Annotated in this window: 20 protein-coding genes; all 20 read right to left on the minus strand. The window is 69.2% G+C overall.

Annotated elements, in window-relative coordinates; genetic code table 11:
• Positions 1-140: 140 nt before the first annotated feature.
• A complete protein-coding gene (locus ACIBTU_RS36845) occupies positions 141-596 on the minus strand; it encodes a DUF2550 domain-containing protein (RefSeq protein WP_399131093.1) in 456 nt (151 codons plus the stop codon).
• Between the two features lie 146 nt (positions 597-742).
• Complete coding sequence (locus ACIBTU_RS36850; RefSeq protein ID WP_399131094.1) at positions 743-1117, minus strand: F0F1 ATP synthase subunit epsilon; 375 nt, start codon at positions 1115-1117, stop codon at positions 743-745.
• Positions 1118-1231: 114 nt separating this feature from the next.
• The gene (gene atpD, locus ACIBTU_RS36855; protein ID WP_399131095.1) at positions 1232-2668 is read right to left on the minus strand and encodes a F0F1 ATP synthase subunit beta; all 1437 of its coding nucleotides are present in this window, start codon (positions 2666-2668) and stop codon (positions 1232-1234) included.
• Positions 2668-3585 carry a F0F1 ATP synthase subunit gamma gene (locus tag ACIBTU_RS36860; RefSeq protein ID WP_399131096.1) on the minus strand — a complete coding sequence of 306 codons (918 nt, stop codon included), beginning with the start codon at positions 3583-3585 and terminating at the stop codon, positions 2668-2670. The genes atpD and ACIBTU_RS36860 overlap by 1 nt, the downstream gene beginning before the upstream one ends.
• Positions 3586-3605: 20 nt before the next feature.
• Entirely contained in the window at positions 3606-5198 is a 1593-nt protein-coding gene (atpA, locus tag ACIBTU_RS36865) for a F0F1 ATP synthase subunit alpha (protein WP_399131097.1), read from the minus strand.
• 115 nt (positions 5199-5313) lie between these two features.
• The gene (locus ACIBTU_RS36870; RefSeq protein ID WP_399131098.1) at positions 5314-6135 is read right to left on the minus strand and encodes a F0F1 ATP synthase subunit delta; all 822 of its coding nucleotides are present in this window, start codon (positions 6133-6135) and stop codon (positions 5314-5316) included.
• Entirely contained in the window at positions 6132-6677 is a 546-nt protein-coding gene (locus ACIBTU_RS36875; protein ID WP_399131099.1) for a F0F1 ATP synthase subunit B, read from the minus strand. The genes ACIBTU_RS36870 and ACIBTU_RS36875 overlap by 4 nt, the downstream gene beginning before the upstream one ends.
• 42 nt (positions 6678-6719) lie before the next feature.
• Positions 6720-6944 (minus strand): ATP synthase F0 subunit C, encoded by a 225-nt coding sequence (gene atpE / locus ACIBTU_RS36880; RefSeq protein ID WP_018521144.1) that lies wholly within the window; start codon positions 6942-6944, stop codon positions 6720-6722.
• Between the two features lie 73 nt (positions 6945-7017).
• The gene (atpB, locus tag ACIBTU_RS36885) at positions 7018-7839 is read right to left on the minus strand and encodes a F0F1 ATP synthase subunit A (RefSeq protein WP_399131100.1); all 822 of its coding nucleotides are present in this window, start codon (positions 7837-7839) and stop codon (positions 7018-7020) included.
• A 225-nt stretch (positions 7840-8064) separates the two neighbouring features.
• Entirely contained in the window at positions 8065-8502 is a 438-nt protein-coding gene (locus ACIBTU_RS36890) for a hypothetical protein (RefSeq protein WP_399131101.1), read from the minus strand.
• Positions 8503-8887: 385 nt separating this feature from the next.
• On the minus strand, positions 8888-9229 hold the full coding sequence (locus ACIBTU_RS36895) for a hypothetical protein (protein WP_399131102.1): 342 nt from the start codon (positions 9227-9229) through the stop codon (positions 8888-8890).
• A gap of 145 nt (positions 9230-9374) precedes the next feature.
• The gene (locus tag ACIBTU_RS36900; protein WP_399131103.1) at positions 9375-10700 is read right to left on the minus strand and encodes an MraY family glycosyltransferase; all 1326 of its coding nucleotides are present in this window, start codon (positions 10698-10700) and stop codon (positions 9375-9377) included.
• A 181-nt stretch (positions 10701-10881) separates the two neighbouring features.
• Positions 10882-12138, minus strand: a complete 1257-nt coding sequence (gene glyA / locus ACIBTU_RS36905; protein WP_399131104.1) for a serine hydroxymethyltransferase — start codon at positions 12136-12138, stop codon at positions 10882-10884.
• A gap of 90 nt (positions 12139-12228) precedes the next feature.
• Positions 12229-12900 carry a protein-tyrosine-phosphatase gene (locus tag ACIBTU_RS36910; protein WP_399131105.1) on the minus strand — a complete coding sequence of 224 codons (672 nt, stop codon included), beginning with the start codon at positions 12898-12900 and terminating at the stop codon, positions 12229-12231.
• Positions 12897-13544: an L-threonylcarbamoyladenylate synthase gene (locus ACIBTU_RS36915; protein ID WP_399131106.1), complete on the minus strand. Its 648-nt coding sequence runs from the start codon at positions 13542-13544 to the stop codon at positions 12897-12899. The genes ACIBTU_RS36910 and ACIBTU_RS36915 overlap by 4 nt, the downstream gene beginning before the upstream one ends.
• Positions 13545-13591: 47 nt before the next feature.
• A complete protein-coding gene (gene prmC / locus ACIBTU_RS36920) occupies positions 13592-14437 on the minus strand; it encodes a peptide chain release factor N(5)-glutamine methyltransferase (RefSeq protein ID WP_399131107.1) in 846 nt (281 codons plus the stop codon).
• 38 nt (positions 14438-14475) lie between these two features.
• On the minus strand, positions 14476-15552 hold the full coding sequence (gene prfA, locus ACIBTU_RS36925) for a peptide chain release factor 1 (RefSeq protein WP_399131108.1): 1077 nt from the start codon (positions 15550-15552) through the stop codon (positions 14476-14478).
• A gap of 105 nt (positions 15553-15657) precedes the next feature.
• Positions 15658-15879 carry a 50S ribosomal protein L31 gene (gene rpmE / locus ACIBTU_RS36930; RefSeq protein WP_399131109.1) on the minus strand — a complete coding sequence of 74 codons (222 nt, stop codon included), beginning with the start codon at positions 15877-15879 and terminating at the stop codon, positions 15658-15660.
• 145 nt (positions 15880-16024) lie between these two features.
• Complete coding sequence (locus tag ACIBTU_RS36935; protein WP_399131110.1) at positions 16025-17125, minus strand: LCP family protein; 1101 nt, start codon at positions 17123-17125, stop codon at positions 16025-16027.
• A gap of 290 nt (positions 17126-17415) precedes the next feature.
• Positions 17416-19431: a transcription termination factor Rho gene (gene rho, locus ACIBTU_RS36940; RefSeq protein WP_399131111.1), complete on the minus strand. Its 2016-nt coding sequence runs from the start codon at positions 19429-19431 to the stop codon at positions 17416-17418.
• Positions 19432-19443 lie beyond the last annotated feature (12 nt).

Raw genomic sequence — 19443 nt, forward strand, 5'->3', positions numbered from 1 at the left:
GCGCGCCGCCGCCCCCCCCCCCCCCCCCCCCGCGCCCCCCCCCCCCCCCCCCCCCCCCCCCCCCCCCCCCCCCCCCCCCCCCCCCCCCCCCCCCCCCCCCCACGACGAAACCCGCAGCCGAAGACCCGGTACCTGAAAGCTCAGGCCACGTTCACGCGCTGCCCCGGAGGCGCCGCCTCCAGCCACGCGAGGAAACCGGTGAGCGCATCCTCGCTCATGGCCAGCTCAAGCCGAGCGCCTCGATGCGTACAGGCCAGAACAATGGCGTCGGACAGGAGCGCGAGCTCCTCCTCGCCCTCGGGGGCCCGCCGTCCGGTGACCTCGATCGCGGCCCGCTCCAGAACCCGCCGCGGCCGGGGCGCGTAGGAGAAGACGCGGAACCACTCGACCCGGTCCCCGTTGTAGCGGGCGATGCCGTATCCCCAGCCCTTGCCGGAGGCGTCGTCCGCCTCGCGGGCCGGCGCGTCCCACCGCAGCGAGCAGTCGAACGTACCGCCCGAGCGCTGGATCAGCCGCCGCCGCAACCCGAAGACGAACAGCCCCAGCAGTACGAGGACGACGACCGCGACCACACACAACGCGACAACGAGGACCATCTGTACCGACCTCCTCGCTTCGCGACGGATCCAACGCCTGATAACGGAACAGCAAAAACAGTTGTATACCGCCTCAGCCGCGACCTGGTCCGGAGATCAACTCCGGACCGGGCCGCGGCTGAGGCACGTCCTGGGGCTCGCTGAGGTCAGCGAACCGCCACCGCACGCAGTCGGACATCGGCGCGCCGCTCGGCGGACGCGTCCGCGTCCGACTTCGCGCGCTCCAGCGCCCGCTCCGCACGCTGGACATCGATCTCGTCCGACAGCTCGGCGATCTCGGCCAGCAACGACAGCTTGTTGTCCGCGAACGAGATGAAACCGCCGTGGACCGCAGCCACGACCGTCCCTCCGTCGCTCGTACGGATCGTCACGGGGCCCGACTCCAGCACACCGAGCAGCGGCTGGTGACCGGGCATGACGCCGATGTCGCCGGACGTGGTGCGTGCGACGACCAGGGTGGCCTCGCCGGACCAGACACTCCGGTCCGCGGCGACGAGCTCGACGTGCAGCTCAGTAGCCAAGGTGGGCTCCTCGGGTCACCACCCGGCGGCATTCGCTGCCGGGTGTTGGGTCAAAGTCTAGTGGGCGTTGCGGGAGGGCCGGGACACACCCGGCCCTCCCAGAGAGCACGAGGCTCAGGAGACGCCGAGCTCCTTGGCGTTGGCCTTGAGGTCCTCAATGCCACCGCACAGGAAGAACGCCTGCTCCGGGAAGTGGTCGTACTCACCGTCGATGATCGCGTTGAAGGCCACGATCGACTCGTCCAGCGGGACGTCCGACCCGTCGACGCCGGTGAACTGCTTGGCGACGTGGGTGTTCTGGGACAGGAAGCGCTCCACGCGACGGGCGCGGTGGACGGTGAGCTTGTCCTCCTCGCCGAGCTCGTCGATACCGAGGATCGCGATGATGTCCTGGAGGTCCTTGTACTTCTGCAGCACCGTCTTGACGCGCATGGCGGTGTTGTAGTGGTCCGCCGCGATGTAGCGGGGGTCCAGGATGCGGGACGTGGAGTCCAGCGGGTCCACGGCCGGGTAGATGCCCTTCTCGGAGATCGGACGGGAGAGAACCGTCGTCGCGTCGAGGTGGGCGAACGTGGTGGCCGGGGCCGGGTCGGTCAGGTCGTCCGCGGGGACGTAGATCGCCTGCATCGAGGTGATCGAGTGACCACGGGTCGACGTGATGCGCTCCTGGAGGAGACCCATCTCGTCGGCCAGGTTCGGCTGGTAACCCACGGCCGAGGGCATACGACCGAGAAGGGTCGACACCTCGGAACCGGCCTGCGTGAAGCGGAAGATGTTGTCGATGAAGAACAGCACGTCCTGCTTCTGCACATCGCGGAAGTACTCCGCCATGGTCAGACCCGCGAGGGCCACGCGCAGACGGGTGCCCGGCGGCTCGTCCATCTGACCGAAGACAAGCGCGGTCTTGTCGATGACGCCCGAGTCGGCCATTTCCTCGATGAGGTCGTTGCCCTCACGGGTGCGCTCACCGACACCGGCGAACACGGAGACACCGTCGTGGTTGTTGGCGACGCGGTAGATCATCTCCTGGATGAGCACCGTCTTGCCGACGCCGGCACCGCCGAACAGGCCGATCTTTCCACCCTTGACGTACGGGGTGAGAAGGTCGACGACCTTGATGCCGGTCTCGAACATCTCGGTCTTCGACTCGAGCTCGTCGAAGTTCGGAGCCTTGCGGTGGATGCCCCAGCGCTCGCCCTCGTACGTCTCGTTGACGTTCAGGACCTCGCCGAGGGTGTTGAACACCTTGCCCTTGGTGAAGTCACCGACCGGCACGGTGATGGAGGCACCCGTGTCGGTCACCGGGGCCTGGCGGACCAGACCGTCGGTGGGCTGCATGGAGATGGCGCGGACCAGGCCGTCACCGAGGTGCTGGGCGACCTCGAGCGTCAGGGTCTTCTTCTCGCCGTCCTGCGCCGGGTCAGCGACCTCGACGTGCAGGGCGTTGTAGATCTCCGGCATCGCGTCGACGGGGAACTCCACGTCGACGACCGGGCCGATGACCCGGGCGACGCGGCCCGTGGCCGTCGCGGTCTCAACAGTGGTCGTCATTACTTGTCACTCCCCGCGTTCGCGTCGGCCAGGGCGCTGGCGCCACCGACGATCTCGCTGATTTCCTGGGTGATTTCGGCCTGGCGGGCCGCGTTGGCAAGTCGGGAGAGCGTGTTGATGAGCTCTCCCGCGTTGTCGGTCGCCGACTTCATCGCGCGGCGCGTGGCGGCGTGCTTGGAAGCAGCCGACTGCAGCAGCGCGTTGTAGATACGGCTCTCGACGTACCGGGGCAGCAGGGCGTCGAGGACGTCCTCCGCCGACGGCTCGAAGTCGTACAGCGGCAGGATCTCGTCCTTCGTGGACGACTCCTCCGCCACCTCTTCGAGGCTGAGCGGCAGCAGCCGGCCGTCGATGGCCGTCTGCGTCATCATCGAGACGAACTCGGTGTAGACGATGTGGAGTTCATCCACGCCGCCCTCGGCCGTGTCCTTCTCGATGGCCTCGATCAGCGGGCCCGCGACCGTCTTGGCGTCCGCGTACGTGGGCTCGTCGGTGAAGCCCGACCACGACTCCGCGACCTTGCGCTCGCGGAAGTTGTAGTGGGCCAGACCGCGGCGGCCGACGATGTACGTGTCGACCTGCTTGCCCTCGGCCTCGAGACGCGCCGTGAGCTGCTCCGCCGCCTTGATGGCGTTGGAGTTGAAAGCGCCGGCCAGACCGCGGTCGCTCGTGAGGAGCAGCACCGCGGAACGGCTCGCCGTCTCCGCCTCGGTCGTCAGCGGGTGCTTGGTGTTCGACCCGGTCCCCACCGCCGTGACCGCGCGCGTGAGCTCGGTCGCGTACGGCGTGGAGGCCGCCACCTTGCGCTGCGCCTTGACGACACGCGAGGCGGCGATCATCTCCATCGCCTTGGTGATCTTCTTGGTCGCGGTGACGGATCGGATGCGACGCTTGTAGACCCGGAGCTGGGCTCCCATGAGTCAGGTCCCTTCCGTCGTCACTTACCGGCGGCGGCCGGAGCGTCCTCGCCGAGAAGCTTCCCGTCCGAGGTCTCGAACTGCTTCTTGAAGTCCGCGATGGCCTCGCCGACGGCCTGAAGCGTGTCGTCCGACATCTTGCCGCCCTCCTTGATGGAGGTCATGAGGCCCTGCTCCTTGCGGTGCAGGTGCTCCAGGAGCTCCTTCTCGAAGCGGCGGATGTCGGAGACCGGCACGTCGTCCATCTTGCCGGTGGTGCCGGCCCAGACGGAGACGACCTGGTCCTCGGTGGCCATCGGCTGGTACTGAGCCTGCTTGAGCAGCTCGACCAGACGCTGACCGCGCTCCAGCTGCGCCTTCGACGCGGCGTCCAGGTCGGAACCGAAGGCGGCGAAGGCCTCCAGCTCGCGGTACTGGGCCAGGTCCAGACGGAGACGACCGGAGACCTGCTTCATGGCCTTGTGCTGGGCGGAACCACCCACGCGGGAGACCGAGATACCGACGTTCAGCGCGGGGCGCTGACCGGCGTTGAACAGGTCGGACTCGAGGAAGCACTGACCGTCGGTGATGGAGATGACGTTGGTCGGAATGAACGCCGAGACGTCGTTCGCCTTGGTCTCCACGATCGGCAGACCCGTCATCGAACCGGCACCCAGCTCGTCCGAGAGCTTCGCGCAGCGCTCGAGCAGACGCGAGTGCAGGTAGAAGACGTCACCCGGGTAGGCCTCGCGCCCCGGCGGGCGGCGGAGCAGCAGGGACACGGCGCGGTAGGCGTCGGCCTGCTTCGACAGGTCGTCGAAGATGATGAGGACGTGCTTGCCCTCGTACATCCACTGCTGACCGATGGCCGAACCGGTGTACGGCGCCAGGTACTTGAAGCCGGCCGGGTCGGACGCCGGGGCGGCGACGATGGTCGTGTACTCCAGCGCGCCGGCCTCTTCGAGCGCACCACGCACGGAGGCGATGGTGGAGCCCTTCTGACCGATGGCGACGTAGACGCAGCGGACCTGCTTCTTCGGGTCGCCGGTGCGCCAGTTGTCACGCTGGTTGATGATCGTGTCGACGGCCAGGGCGGTCTTGCCGGTCTGGCGGTCACCGATGATCAGCTGACGCTGACCACGGCCGACGGGGGTCATCGCGTCGACGGCCTTGTAGCCGGTCTCCATCGGCTCGTGCACCGACTTGCGGGCCATGACGCCCGGAGCCTGCAGCTCGAGGGCGCGGCGACCGCTGGTCTCGATCTCGCCGAGGCCGTCGATCGGGTTGCCGAGCGGGTCGACGACGCGACCCAGGTAGCCCTCGCCGACGCCTACCGAGAGGACCTCACCGGTACGGGAGACCGGCTGACCCTCCTCGATGCCGCTGAACTCGCCGAGGACGATCGCACCGATCTCGCGCTCCTCGAGGTTGAGGGCGAGACCGAGGGTGCCGTCCTCGAACTTCAGCAGTTCGTTGGCCATGGCCGAGGGCAGACCCTCGACCTTCGCGATGCCGTCGCCGGCAAGGGTGACCGTACCGACCTCCTCGCGCGAGGCCGCGTCCGGCTTGTACGCCTGGACAAAGTTCTCCAGCGCGTCCCGGATCTCCTCCGGCCGGATCGTGAGCTCCGCCATCTGGGTTCCCTGCTCTCCTTGTTGGGCCCGAAAGTCTTCTTGGGGGGTCTGGGGTCAGCCCCCAGGAATTCTCTGCACGGCCAACTAGGGCCGTAGGTAGTACGTGGTGAGTCGGTCAGCCGGCCATACGGCGGCTGGCCTCCTCGATGCGGTCCGCGATCGAGCCGTTGATGACCTCGTCGCCCACCTGCACCTTGATCCCGCCGAGGACCTCGGGGTCCACGTCGAGGTTGAGGTGCATCTGGCGGCCGTAGAGCTTCGCCAGGGTCGCACCCAGGCGCTGCTTCTGCGGGTCGCTCAGCGGGACCGCGGTGGTGACGACCGCCACCATGCGCTCCCGGCGCTCGGCGGCGAGCTTGGAGAGGGACTCGAGTCCCCCTTCCAGGCTACGTCCACGAGGCGCGGTCACAAGACGCTCGACCAGACGCTCGGTGGTGGGCATGGCCCGGCCGCCGAGGAGGCGCGTCACGAGCTCGCCACGCACCGAGGCCGAAGCGGCCTTGTCGGTCAGCGCGGCACGCAGCTCGATGTTGGAGGCGACGATCCGTCCGAAGCGGAACAGCTCGTCCTCGACGTCGTCCAGCTCACCGCGCTTCTGCGCCGCGGTGAGGTCCGCGATGTCCGCCAGCTCCTCGAGGGAGTCGACGAGGTCGCGGGACGCCGACCAACGGGAGCGGACCAGACCGGCCACCAGGTCGGCGGCCGGGCCGCTGACCTGGCCGCCGAGCAGGCGGGTCGCCAGCTCGGCCTTGGCGTCACCGGCCTGCGCCGGGTCGGTCAGGACCCGACGCAGCGACACCTCGCGGTCGAGCAGCGCGGTCACCGCGGCCAGGTCGCCGGCCAGCGCCTTGGCGTCGGCCGACGTGGAGTCGGTCAGCGCGTCCAGGCGCTCACGCGCGGCGGCGAGAGCCTCGCGGCTCGCTCCGTGGGCCGTCATCGAGCAGCCTCTGCCTTCTCCTCGAGCTCGTCGAGGAAGCGGTCGATCGTGCGCGACTGCCGGGCGTGGTCCTCGAGGGACTCGCCGACCAGCTTGCCGGCCAGGTCGGTGGCCAGCTGGCCAACGTCCTGACGCAGCGCCTGAGCGGCGGCCTTGCGGTCGGCGTCGATCTGGGCGTGACCTGCGGCGATGATCTCCTCACGCTGCCGCTGGCCTTCCGCACGCATCTCGGCGATGAGAGCGGCGCCCTGCTCCTGCGCCTCCTGGCGCAGCCGCGCGGCCTCGTGCCGGGCCTCGGCGAGCTGAGCCTTGTACTGCTCAAGCACGCTCTGGGCCTCGGTCTGAGCGGCCTCGGCCTTCTCGATACCGCCTTCGATGGCCTCGCGACGCTCGTCCAGAACCTTGTTGATGTTCGGGAGGAGCTTCTTGGCGAGGAAGCCGAAGACGATGACGAAGGCGATAAAGCCGATCACGAGCTCAGGGATCGGCGGAATGAGCGGGTTCTCCGCACCTTCCGCTGCCAGCTGAACCAGGGGGTTCACATCAGTGCCTTTCGTCTAATGAGGCTTGGTCGTCCGGTTCGTCTAGTAGACGAACGGCATGACCAGACCGATCAGGGCGAGCGCCTCACAGAAGGCGAAGCCGAGGATCTGGTTGGCACGGATCAGGCCGGCGGCCTCGGGCTGACGGGCAAGAGCCTGGGTACCGTTACCGAAGATGATGCCGACGCCGACGCCGGGGCCGATGGCAGCGAGACCGTAACCGACGGAGCCGAGGTCGCCGGTGACAGCAGCGAGGGTCTGGGACATGCCAGTTCTTCCTTCTCTTTACGGACCGGTGGGGGTTGGCCACCGGACGACTAAGGGGTGGAGCAGGGCTTGATCAGTGGTGCTCGGCGAGCGCGCCCTGGATGAAGGTGCACGTCAGCAGAACGAAGACGTACGCCTGGACAGCCTGGATGAACAGCTCGAAGGCGGTCATCACGATGACCATGATGAAGCTGACACCGGAGTAGGCGATGCCGATGCCGTTCAGCATGTACCAGCTGGCGATCGTGAAGAGCAGCAGCAGGGTGTGACCGGCGAACATGTTCGCGAACAGTCGGACCGCGTGCGTGAACGGGCGGACCAGGAGGTTCGAGAAGAGCTCGATGAAGGCGGCCAGGTAGGCGACCGGACCGAGCGACTTGTCGAAGCCGGTGAAGTTCTTGAACGCGCCGACGAAGCCGTGCCGCTTGAACGTCAGCGAGACCCACGTGACATACACGATCCCAGCGAGGACCGCGGGGTACGAAATGATCGACGTGACCGGGAACTGGGCGATCGGAATGATCGACCAGAGGTTCATCATCCAGACGAAGAAGAAGAGCGAGACGACGAGGGGTACGTACTTCTCGCCCTCGCGCTTGCCGATCGTCTCGTAGACGATGCCGCGGCGCACGAAGTCGTAGCCGGCCTCGGCCACCATCTGGAGCTTGCCCGGGACGACCTTCGGCTTGCGGAAGGCCATCCAGAAGAAGCCCACGACGATGATCGAGCCGAGCAGCGCCAGCAGCATCGTCTTGTTGAAGTACAAGTTGCTGTCCGCGTCGCCCCAGAGGGGCTCGAACATGAACGAGTGCAGGCCAGGAGCCGGAAAGGCACACCCGTCAAAAAGGTGGCAGTCGGTCTCGAAGGCGAGCACCTGCGTCGGGTCAGCACTCACCGCGGGCTCCTTCAGCGTGGCGCATAGGTACGGCAACCTCGTTGTGTCGGCGCGGCGCAGGGCCGCAGTTCGGCACGGGACTGGTGTTACGGATGTGGGGGCGGCAGTTGGGCTTCGAGCCTCGCGCTGGTGCAGGCGTCAGCTCGGATGCCCGCGTCCGCGATGCCGCAGTTGGCACCGGACGATAGCAGGGTCGCGAACCCGCCTTTATCCCGCCCCTACGGTTCACGACTTCGACCCCGTGTTCTCGGGCTTGTCGCCCTTCTGCTCATCGGGTTCGACGTAGAGGATCTTGGCCTTCATGTGGGCGCGCGTCTGCGCGGCGATCCACGTGAGCGTGGCCACCACCAGCGTGATGGCGAACGCCTTCGGGTTGAAGAACGTCGCGTCCTTGAACAGTGCGATGAAGACCACCATGAGCAGCAACTGCGCCGCGTACAGCATGAGTCCCATCATCTGGAACAGGTGCGGAAGCGATTTAGCAGTGCGTTCGAGCACCACGAGCCCCACGCCCATGATGGCGATGACCACCAGCGTGCCGATGACCGCACCGAGCGCACCCTTGCCGCCGGCGACCACAGCACTGATCACGACGGCGAGAGCGCCGACGGCAGCTGTGGGCACAGCGATGTGTACAAGAGTCCGTGCGTCATTGGACGGCATGGCGGCAGCTCCGCTTGCTGGTGGGGGCAGGTGTCGTCATGGACGAGCGTAGTCCGGGGTCGAGAGGGTTCTTCGGGCCAACGGACCGTCGCACTACGGTCTTTCGGCGCTATCCCCGGTTCTCGTGAACGGTATCACAAACTATTTGATGCGGTCTTTACCTAGATGGTGTGCCAACCGTCACACATGAGAGGGAACTCGCCCGTCTGTGCATGCGCGTTGCTGTTTTTTCCTGTATTGGGGCAATTTGACTCTCGCCAGCCGCCGATGCCGCCGCGCAAACCCAGGGGCGCCCTGCCGACATGTTGACGCCCCCGGGATCCGAACAAGGGATCCCAGGGGCGTCAACTACCGCTCAGAAGCCGTCACACGGCGCGCGCCGGCGTCAGCAGGTCACGACCTTGTCCCACCCGACCCAAGGCTGGATGGACGAGAGCAGGGCCGTCTTGTTCTTCTTCACCGGTGTGCACGCGGAGTCGTAGCCGTACTTGAAGAGGCCCTTGAGCTTCTTCGTGCCGGAGCACTTGTTCGTGACCTTGTAGGTCTTGTACCCCTCGTCCTGCGTGGTCCTCTTGACCTTGACGCAGCCCGGCACGGCACCCAGGACGCTGACCTCTCCGGACGGAACGGCCTGCACCTGAGGTGCGGCCACAGCGGTCGCTCCCGTGAACGCCAGCGAACCGCTGAACGCCACGACAGCCACTCCCAGCGCTACAGATTTGCGCATGTCATACCTCCACTCATGAACGAGTGGGACGCACCGCCCTGGTCAGGGGCGGCACTCCCCCAATGGCATGCACATTGCTATCGCAGGAAGTCCGTCACGGACCAGGAATTCACTCACGCCTCGTGTGCAACGGGTCGCTCAGGGTTCAGCGCGACGACTCCGCCTTGCGCCGGTCCATGAAGCGCGAGCGGCCGCCGATCGCGGTCGCTCCGTTGACGCCGGCGGGGACCGGGGTCGGTTCGGGCTCGGGGGTGGTGGGGGCGTCCGGGGCCGCGTCCTGGGCGTCCGGCTGCGGGGGCCTGCGGCGGTAGCGGGGCGGGACCAGGTGCTGGGCCCAGAGCGGGGCGCGGGGGGTGAAGCGGGGGAGCAGGAGGAGGACCAGGCCCACGAAGCTCAGGGCGACGATCGTCAGCATCACCCACATCCCCGACGCGGAGTGCACCGAGTACGCGACCGTGCCGAAGGCGATGAGCGCCGACCAGAAGTACATGATCAGCACCGCGCGGGAGTGCGAGTGGCCGATCTCCAGGAGCCGGTGGTGGAGGTGGCCGCGGTCGGCGGCGAAGGGCGACTGGCCGTTCCAGGTGCGGCGCACGATCGCGAGGACCAGGTCGGCGAACGGGATCGCGATGACCGTGAGGGGCATCACCAGCGGGATGAAGACGGGGAGCATCGCGTGGGTCGTGTCCCGGGTGCTGCCGCCGAGGTTGAGGCGCAGCGCGTCCGGGTCGATCTGCCCCGTCATGGAGATGGCGCCGGCCGCGAGGACCAGGCCGATCAGCATCGAGCCGGAGTCGCCCATGAAGATGCGCGCCGGATGCATGTTGTGCGGGAGGAAGCCCAGGCACATGCCCATGAGGATCGCCGCGAACAGCGTCGCGGGGGCCGCGGCCTCGATCCCGTAGCCGTACCAGATGCGGTACGCGTACAGGAAGAACGCGGCGGCGGCGATGCAGACCATGCCGGAGGCGAGGCCGTCGAGGCCGTCGACGAAGTTCACCGCGTTGATGGTGATGACGACGAGCGCGACCGTGAGGAGCGTGCCCTGCCACTGGGTCAGCGAGACCGTGCCGACGCCCGGGACCGGCAGCCACAGGATCGTCAGGCCCTGCATGACCATGACGCCGGCGGCGATCATCTGGCCGCCGAGCTTGATCAGGGCGTCGATCTCGAACTTGTCGTCGAGGACACCGATCAGCCAGATCAGCGCGGCGCCCGAGAGCAGGGCGCGCGGCTCGTTCGACGAGTCGAAGACCTGGTCGAGGTTGGTGAGGTGGTCCGCGACCAGCAGGCCCGCGCACAGTCCGAAGAACATGGCGATACCGCCGAGCCGCGGCGTGGGTTCCCGGTGCACGTCTCGTGCCCGGATCTCCGGCATCGCGCCGGCCACGATCGCGAACTTCCGCACCGGGCCTGTGAGCAGATAGGTCACCGCGGCCGTGATGCAGAGCGTCAGCAGGTATTCACGCACGGGCTTCCCCACAGGTATCGCTGGCCATCTCAGCCCCACACCCTAGCTTCGCGTGGTTGGGAGTGAGGACTTCCGGGTAGCGACGATGGTTGCACGAGTGACGTCCCTGTGACGCCACCGTGGCACTCGGGCACCCGCCTCCGGGTGGTCCCGCGGGGACGCCTACCCCGTCTCGCGCGGGCTACGACGCCTGGTACGAAGCCGGATACGGGGGAAAGGATCCGGCCAGGTCACGGACCTCTTCCCGGGCCACACGCAGGTCGAGATCGTCCCGTACGACCCCGGCGAAGAGCACCGCGATCCGGGCCATCTCCGCCTCGCCCATGCCCTGCGTGGTGACGGCCGCGGTGCCCAGGCGCAGGCCGCGCCCGTCGCCGTAGGGCAGCGCACAGGTGTCGAGGACCATACCGGCGGAGGCGAGCCGGCCGCGGGCGAGCGGTCCGGGGACATCGAGCGGGGACGGGTCGACGGTGACCAGATGCGTGTCGGTGCCGCCGGTGGTGACGCCGAAGCCCTCCGCCTCCAGCGCGCCCGCGAGCACCCGCGCGTTGGCCACCACCTGGTGCGCGTACCCGCTGAACGCCGGGGTCGACGCCTCTCCGAACGCGACGGCCTTCGCCGCGATCGTGTGCATCTGCGCGCCGCCCTGGGTGAACGGGAACACCGCGCGGTCCACCCGGTCCGCGAGCTCCGCGTCGCACAGCAGCATCCCGCCGCGCGGCCCGCGCAGCACCTTGTGCGTGGTGGCGCAGACGATGTCGGCGTACGGGACGGGGTTGGGCGCCGCTCCCCCGGCGACGAGCCCGATGGGGTGCGCGGCGTCGGCGATGAGGTGGGCGCCCACGTCGTCGGCGATGGCGCGGAAGGCCGCGTAGTCGATGTGCCGGGGGTACGAGATCGAGCCACAGACGATCGCCTTGGGGCGGTGGGCGCGGGCGATGGCGTGCACCCGGTCGTAGTCGATCAGTCCGCTCTCCGGGTCGACCCCGTAGGGCACGAAGTCGAACCAGCGGCCCGAGAAGTTCGCCGGGGAGCCGTGCGTGAGGTGACCGCCGGAGGGCAGCCCCATCGCGAGGACGGTGTCGCCGGGGCGCAGCAGCACGGCGTACGCGGCGAGGACGGCGGAGGAGCCGCTGTGCGCCTGGACGTTGACGTGCTCGGCGCCGAACAGGGCCTTGGCGCGCTCCACGGCGATGCGCTCGGCCATGTCGACGAGCTCGCAGCCGCCGTGATGACGGGCGCCGGGATACCCCTCCGCGTACTTGTTGGCCAGCGGCGAGCCGAGGGCCTCCAGGACCGCGGGCGAGGTGAAGTTCTCGGCGGCGATCAGCTGGAGCGAGTCGGCCTGGCGCGCGGCCTCGGCGAGGATGACCTCGGCCATCTCGGGATCGTGGCGCAGCAGCTCGGCCAGAGGGGCAGGGTCTGTGATCACCGGCATCTTCGGCTCCCGGCCTCGCGGGTGGAAGGGGTGCCTCCAATGTAGGGCCGGGGGCCGTGGTGCGCCTGGGCTCGGCGCGGCCGAAGGGGCCTACCTGGTGACGCCGGTGAGCGCGCTGACGACGGGGTCGAGCGCCTCGCTGATCTCCGAGCCGACCGAGCGGAAGAACGGCAGGGGTGCGCCGTACGGGTCGTACACCTCGTCCGCCTCGACGCTCGGCGCGAGAAGCCACCCGCGTAGAGCCGCCGCGGCACGCACCAGGGCCCGTGCGCGCTCCACCACGCCGCCCGCGGGGAGGTCCCGGGGGTCGGGCAGGGTCGCCGGGTCTATGGCCTGCACGAGGCGCGTGAACTCCTTCAGGGTGAAGGTGCGCAGGCCCGCGCTGTGGCCCATGGAGATGACCTGGGCGCGGTGGTCCCGGGTCGCGGTGAGGACGAGGTCGGCGCGGATGACGTGGTCGTCGAGGAGCTCGCGGCCGACGAAGCCGGAGGGGTCGGCGCCGAAGTCGGTGAGGACCGTCTCGGCGTTGGCCTCCATGGGCGCGCCCTCGTGTCCCCAGGTGCCCGCGCTCTCCACGATCAGCCCGCCGGCCAGCGGGTCGCCGAGCCGGTCCGCGAGGGCGTGCCGGGTCAGCCGCTCGGTGATCGGCGAGCGGCACACGTTGCCGGTGCTGACGTGGAGGATGCGGAAGCAGTCGCCGGGGAGCACGATCGGCTCCCCGTACGCGGTGCCTATGCCACGCCCCGTCTCAGGGGCTGTCAATTCGCCACCTCGAGATCGGGTACCACCTTGCGCAACTCGTCGGCGGTCAGCGCGCCCTCGCGCAGCAGGACCGGCACCTTGCCGGTGACGTCGACGATGGAGGACGGGACGATGCCCGGGGTGGGGCCGCCGTCGAGGTACACGGAGACGGAGTCGCCGAGCATCTCCTGGGCGGCGTCGCAGTTCTCGGGGGCCGGGTGGCCCGTCAGGTTCGCGGAGGAGACGGCCATGGGGCCGACCTCGGTGAGCAGCTCGATGGCGACCGGGTGCAGCGGCATGCGCACGGCGACGGTGCCCCGCGTCTCCCCCAGGTCCCACTGCAGGGACGGCTGGTGCCGGGCGACGAGCGTGAGCGCGCCGGGCCAGAACGCGTCGACGAGCTCCCAGGCCATCTCGGAGAAGTCCGTGACGAGGCCGTGCAGCGTGTTCGGCGAGCCGATCAGGACCGGGGTGGGCATGCTGCGGCCGCGGCCCTTGGCCTCCAGGAGGTCACCGACCGCCTCGGGGGTGAACGCGTCGGCCCCGATGCCGTAGACGGTGTCGGTGGGCAGCACGACCAGCTCGCCGCGGCGGACGGCGGACGCGGCTTCGCGCAGACCGGTGGCGCGGTCCGTCGCGTCGTTGGTGTCGTAACGCCGTGCCATCTAGCGGGCCTCCTGCTCAAGTGCCTGTACGGAAGTGTGGTCGGTGCTCACGGCATCGCCTTGCGGGCGGTCGCGAAGCGCGGCCGGTTGTTGAGGTCCGGGTGGTCCGCGGCGTCGGCCCAGCCGCGCTCCTCGGTGAAGATCCACGGGACCTGGCCGCCCTGGGTGTCGGCGTGCTCGATGACGACGACGCCGCCGGGGCGCAGCAGCCGGTGGGCGGTGCGCTCGATGCCGCGGATCAGGTCGAGCCCGTCCTCGCCGGAGAACAGCGCCATGTCGGGGTCGTGGTCGCGGGCCTCCGGCGCCACGTACTCCCACTCGGTGAGCGGGATGTACGGCGGGTTGGAGACCACCAGGTCGACCTGGCCGTCGAGGTCGGGGAAGGCGTCCAGGGCGTCGCCCTGGCGCAGGTCGACCCTGGACCCCTCGACGTTCCTGCGGGTCCACTTGAGGGCGTCCTCGGACAGCTCCACGGCGTGGACGCGCGAGCGCGGCACCTCCTGGGCGAGGGCGAGCGCGATGGCGCCGGACCCGGTGCACAGGTCGACGATGAGGGGCTCGACGACGTCCATGGCGCGTACGGCGTCTATGGCCCAGCCGACGACCGACTCGGTCTCGGGGCGGGGCACGAAGACGCCGGGTCCGACCTGCAGCTCCAGGTAGCGGAAGTAGGCGAGCCCGGTGATGTGCTGGAGCGGCTCGCGCGCCTCGCGGCGGGCGGTGACCTCCCAGTACCGGGCGTCGAAGTCCGCGTCCTTGACGGTGTGCAGCTCGCCCCGCTTGACGCCGTGCACGAAGGCGGCGAGCTCCTCCGCGTCGTTGCGCGGCGAGGGCACGCCGGCGTCGGCCAGCCGCTGGGTGGCCTGGGCCACTTCCGCGAGCAGCAGGTTCACGCTGGTCCTCCGGGCTGAGCTGTGGGCGTACAGGGGTGTTACGCGTTGGCGAGCTTCGCGGCCGAGTCCGCGTCGACGCACGCCTGGATCACGGCGTCGAGCTCACCGTCGAGCACCTGGTCCAAGTTGTACGCCTTGAATCCGACGCGGTGGTCCGAGATGCGGTTCTCCGGGAAGTTGTACGTACGGATCTTCTCGGAGCGGTCGACCGTTCGAACCTGGCTGCGGCGCTGGTCCGCGGCCTCGGCCTCGGCCTTCTCCTGGGCCGCGGCGAGGAGCCTGGAGCGCAGGATACGCATCGCCTGCTCCTTGTTCTGCAGCTGGCTCTTCTCGTTCTGGCAGGAGGCGACCACGCCGGTGGGGAGGTGCGTGATGCGGACGGCGGAGTCCGTCGTGTTGACGGACTGGCCGCCGGGGCCGGAGGAGCGGTAGACGTCGATGCGCAGATCGTTCATGTTGATCTCGACATCGACCTCCTCGGCCTCGGGCGTGACGAGGACGCCGGCGGCGGAGGTGTGGATGCGGCCCTGCGACTCGGTCGCGGGCACGCGCTGGACGCGGTGGACGCCGCCCTCGTACTTGAGGCGGGCCCAGACGCCCTGGCCGGGCTCGGTCGCCCCGTTGCCGCCCTTGGTCTTCACGGCGACCTGGACGTCCTTGTAGCCGCCCAGCTCGGACTCGGTGGAGTCGATGATCTCGGTCTTCCAGCCGACGCGCTCCGCGTAGCGCAGGTACATGCGCAGCAGGTCCCCGGCGAACAGGGCGGACTCGTCGCCGCCGGCGCCGGCCTTGATCTCGAGGATCACGTCCTTGTCGTCGGACGGGTCGCGGGGCACCAGGAGGAGCCGCAGCTTCTCGGTGAGCTCCTCGCGCTGCTTGTCGAGTTCCTTGACCTCGGCCGCGAAGTCCGGGTCGTCGGCGGCCAGTTCACGGGCCGTCTCGATGTCGTCGCCGGTCTGCTTCCAGGAGCGGTAGGTCGCGACGATCGGGGTGAGCTCGGCGTAGCGCTTGTTGAGCTTGCGCGCGTTGGCCTGGTCGGCGTGCACCGACGGGTCCGCGAGCTTCTTCTCCAGATCGGCGTGCTCACCGATCAGGTCCTCGACGGCCTCGAACATCTCCGGCTCCTGCTTGCTACGGGGGTCAAAAAAGGGGCTGCACCGCAAAGCGCCGGTCCCGGTGCCCCCACGACAGGGGCACCGGAGACCGGCGCTGTAGCCTCGCTACTTCTTGGCAGCGGGAGCCTTGCCGAAGCGGGCCTCGAAGCGGGCCACGCGGCCACCGGTGTCGAGGATCTTCTGCTTGCCCGTGTAGAACGGGTGGCACTCGGAGCAGACCTCGGCACGGACGGTGCCGGACTGGATCGTGCTACGGGTGGTGAACGACGCGCCACAGGTGCAGCTGACCTGCGTCTCGACGTACTCGGGGTGGATGTCGCGCTTCAAGGTGTCTCCTAGGTTCGGGAGGGCGCCGGGTCGCAGACGCGGGATGCGGGAGCGTGAACCGGGGCCGACGTACCAGTCTGCCAGGACTGGCCGCATCCCCCAAAACCGGGGTGAGGCCGAAACTATTCCCGCGGGCCTCTCGGGGTCACTTCACGACGCCGTCGGCGGTGCCGGTCGCGGTGTCCTTCGTCGCGCTCCTCGGCACCGGCCGGTCGGCCCTGAGTGCCTTCCAGACCAGGTCGGACTTGTCCTTGTCGACCAGGACGCGGTTGGCGTCGGCCGGGTCGTACTGGACCGGCATCGTGACCATGTGCATCGCGTTCGAGCCGAGGCCCTTGAGTCCGTTCGCGAACGCGGTGAGCTTCGGCACGGAGCCGAGGTCCGAGTCGGTGGTCACGGTCTTGGTGGCGGTGTCGGCGAGGTCGTAGAGCTTCTTCGGGTTCGTGAAGACGCCGACCTGCTTGACCTGGTCCATCAGGGCCTTCATGAACGCCTGCTGGAGCTGGATGCGGCCGAGGTCGCTGCCGTCGCCGACGCCGTGCCGGGTGCGGACCAGGCCGAGAGACTGCTGACCGGTCAGCCGGTGGGTGCCCGCGTCGAGCTTGAGGTGGCTGTCGGGGTCGTCGATGGGCTTGCTGGTGGTGACCTCGACGCCGCCGAGGTCGTCGATCAGCCGCTGGAAGCCGCTGAAGTCGACCTCGATGTAGTGGTCCATACGGATGCCGCTGACCGACTCCACGGTCTTCACGGCGCAGGCGGCGCCGCCCGTGGAGTAGGCGGAGTTGAACATGACCTGGGAGGCGGCCGGGTGCGCGGTGCCGTCGGCGTCCGTGCACTCCGGCCGGTCTATCAGGGTGTCGCGGGGTATGGAGACGACGCTGGCCTTCTTGTGCCCCTTGTAGAGGTGGACGACCATCGCGGTGTCCGAGCGGGCCGAGCCCTCGTCCAGGCCGCCGCCGATCTTCTTGTTGGCACCGGCCCGGCTGTCGGAGCCGAGGACGAGGATGTCCTGCGAGCCGTTGTCGACGTCGTCGGGACGGTCGGTGCCGAGCACCGCGTTGATGTCGACGCTCTTCAGGTTGCCGTTGAGCTTGAAGTACACGTAGCCGAGACCGGTGCCACCGAGGACGACGACTCCCGCGGCACTCCACGCCACGACGCGCAGGGCCTTGCCGCCCGTGCTGCGCGGCTTGCGGCGGCGCCCTTTGGCGCGCCGGCGCCCGGGGTTCTTGTCGATGTCCGGCATGTGCTCCTCGCTGGGTTCGGTCTGTTCACTCGTTGTGACGGTCGGACCGCCCTGAAGGGTTGCACAGCACCCTGTGGCCGACTTGTGCACATCTGCGTACGGAACGTAAAGGGCGCCGCGGGTCGACCCACTCTGACCTGCGCTTTTACGGCGGACCGCCCGTTGCTTCACACAGGGCGCGCATCCTTACACATGTGGTGAAGGTCTCCGGGCCGCGCCCACGGGGACGCGAAAAGGGCTGAGCCCCGCCGCGTGATGCGGCGGGGCTCAGCCCTTGGAGCGGATCCGGGTCAGTCGTTGCCGTTGCCCGGGGCCGGCGTCGTCTTCTGGATCTGCAGCAGGAACTCCGCGTTGGACTTCGTCTGCTTCATCTTGTCCAGGAGGAGCTCGATCGCCTGCTGCGAGTCGAGCGCGTGCAGCACCCGGCGCAGCTTCCAGACGACGGCGAGCTCGTCGCTGCCGAGCAGGATCTCTTCCTTACGGGTACCGGACGCGTCGACGTCCACCGCGGGGAAGATGCGCTTGTCGGCGAGCTTGCGGTCGAGCTTGAGCTCCATGTTGCCGGTGCCCTTGAACTCCTCGAAGATCACCTCGTCCATGCGGGACCCGGTGTCCACCAGCGCGGTGGCGAGGATGGTCAGCGAGCCGCCGTCCTCGATGTTGCGGGCCGCACCGAAGAAGCGCTTCGGCGGGTACAGGGCGGTCGAGTCGACACCACCGGACAGGATGCGGCCGGAGGCCGGCGCCGCCAGGTTGTACGCGCGGCCGAGGCGGGTGATGGAGTCGAGCAGCACGACGACGTCGTGACCCAGCTCCACCAGACGCTTGGCACGCTCGATGGCGAGCTCGGCGACCGTGGTGTGGTCCTCGGCCGGGCGGTCGAAGGTCGAGGAGATGACCTCGCCCTTGACCGACCGCTGCATGTCGGTGACCTCTTCCGGACGCTCGTCGACCAGGACGACCATCAGGTGGCACTCGGGGTTGTTGTGCGTGATCGCGTTGGCGACCGCCTGCATGATCATGGTCTTGCCGGTCTTCGGCGGGGCCACGATCAGGCCTCGCTGGCCCTTACCGATCGGCGACACGAGGTCGATGATGCGGGTGGTCAGGATGCCCGCGTCGGTCTCCAGACGGAGCCGGTCCTGCGGGTAGAGGGGCGTCAGCTTGTTGAACTCCGGTCGCCCGCGACCGGAGTCGGCCGCCATGCCGTTCGAAGAGTCAAGCCGCACAAGGGCGTTGAACTTCTCGCGGCGCTCGCCCTCCTTCGGCTGGCGCACGGCGCCGGTGACGTGGTCACCCTTGCGCAGACCGTTCTTGCGGACCTGGGCGAGGGAGACGTACACGTCGTTCGGGCCGGGCAGGTAGCCGGAGGTCCGGATGAACGCGTAGTTGTCGAGGATGTCGAGGATGCCCGCGACGGGGATCAGCACGTCGTCGTCGGAGACCTGCGGCTCGGCGCCGAACTCGTCGCGGCCACGACGGCCACGACGGTCGCGGTAACGGCCGCGGCGGCCACGGCGGCCACCCTCGAAGTCGTCGTCGTCCTGCGGTCCGTTGTCCCGGCCGCGGCCGCCGCCCTGCGGCTGCTGCTGACGGCCGCCCTGGTCCTTGCCGCCCTGGTCGTCGCCCTTGCCGCCGCGGCGGTCACGGTCACGACCGCCCCGCTCACCGCGCTCGCCACGCTCTCCGCGCTCGCCCCGGTCACGACGGTCGCGGCGCTCGCGACGGCCCTCGCCGGCGGCGTTGTCCTGGCCGGCGTCGCCCTTGGTCTCGGTCTTGGTGTCGCCCTCGGCGGCGGCCTCGGGGCTGCCCGCCTCGGCCGTGGCGCGGCGGCGCCCGCGGCGCTCACCGGTCGGCTGCTCGTCGCCCGCACCCTGGCCCGGGATGTCGATCTGCTGCTGGGCGGCGGCCTTCTTGGCCTTGCTGTCGCCGGCCTCGGCCTTCTCCGCCTTGGCGTCCGCCTTCGCGGAACCGGTGTCGGCCGCGGCGTCGTCGCCGGTACGGGCCTTGGAGGTGGCGCGGCGCTTCGGCTTCGTCTCGGCGGCGTCGGCGCTCTTCGCGGGGGCGGAGCCGCCCGCCTGCGCCTCCTTGATGACCTCGATCAGCTGGCTCTTGCGCATCCGCGCGGTGCCCCTGATGCCGAGGCCCGAGGCGACCTGCTGAAGCTCGGCCAGCACCATGCCGTCGAGGCCGGTGCCGCGGCGCCGCCGGGAGGCGGGCGCGGCAGAGGCGTCCGCAGAGGACGCGGCGGGCGCGGCAGCAGAGCTGTCGGCAGTCACGCCCATCAGATCGGTGGTGTCGCTCACGAAGGGTCCTTC

The sequence above is a fragment of the Streptomyces sp. NPDC050145 genome, from assembly GCF_044460245.1.
GTDB lineage: Bacteria > Actinomycetota > Actinomycetes > Streptomycetales > Streptomycetaceae > Streptomyces.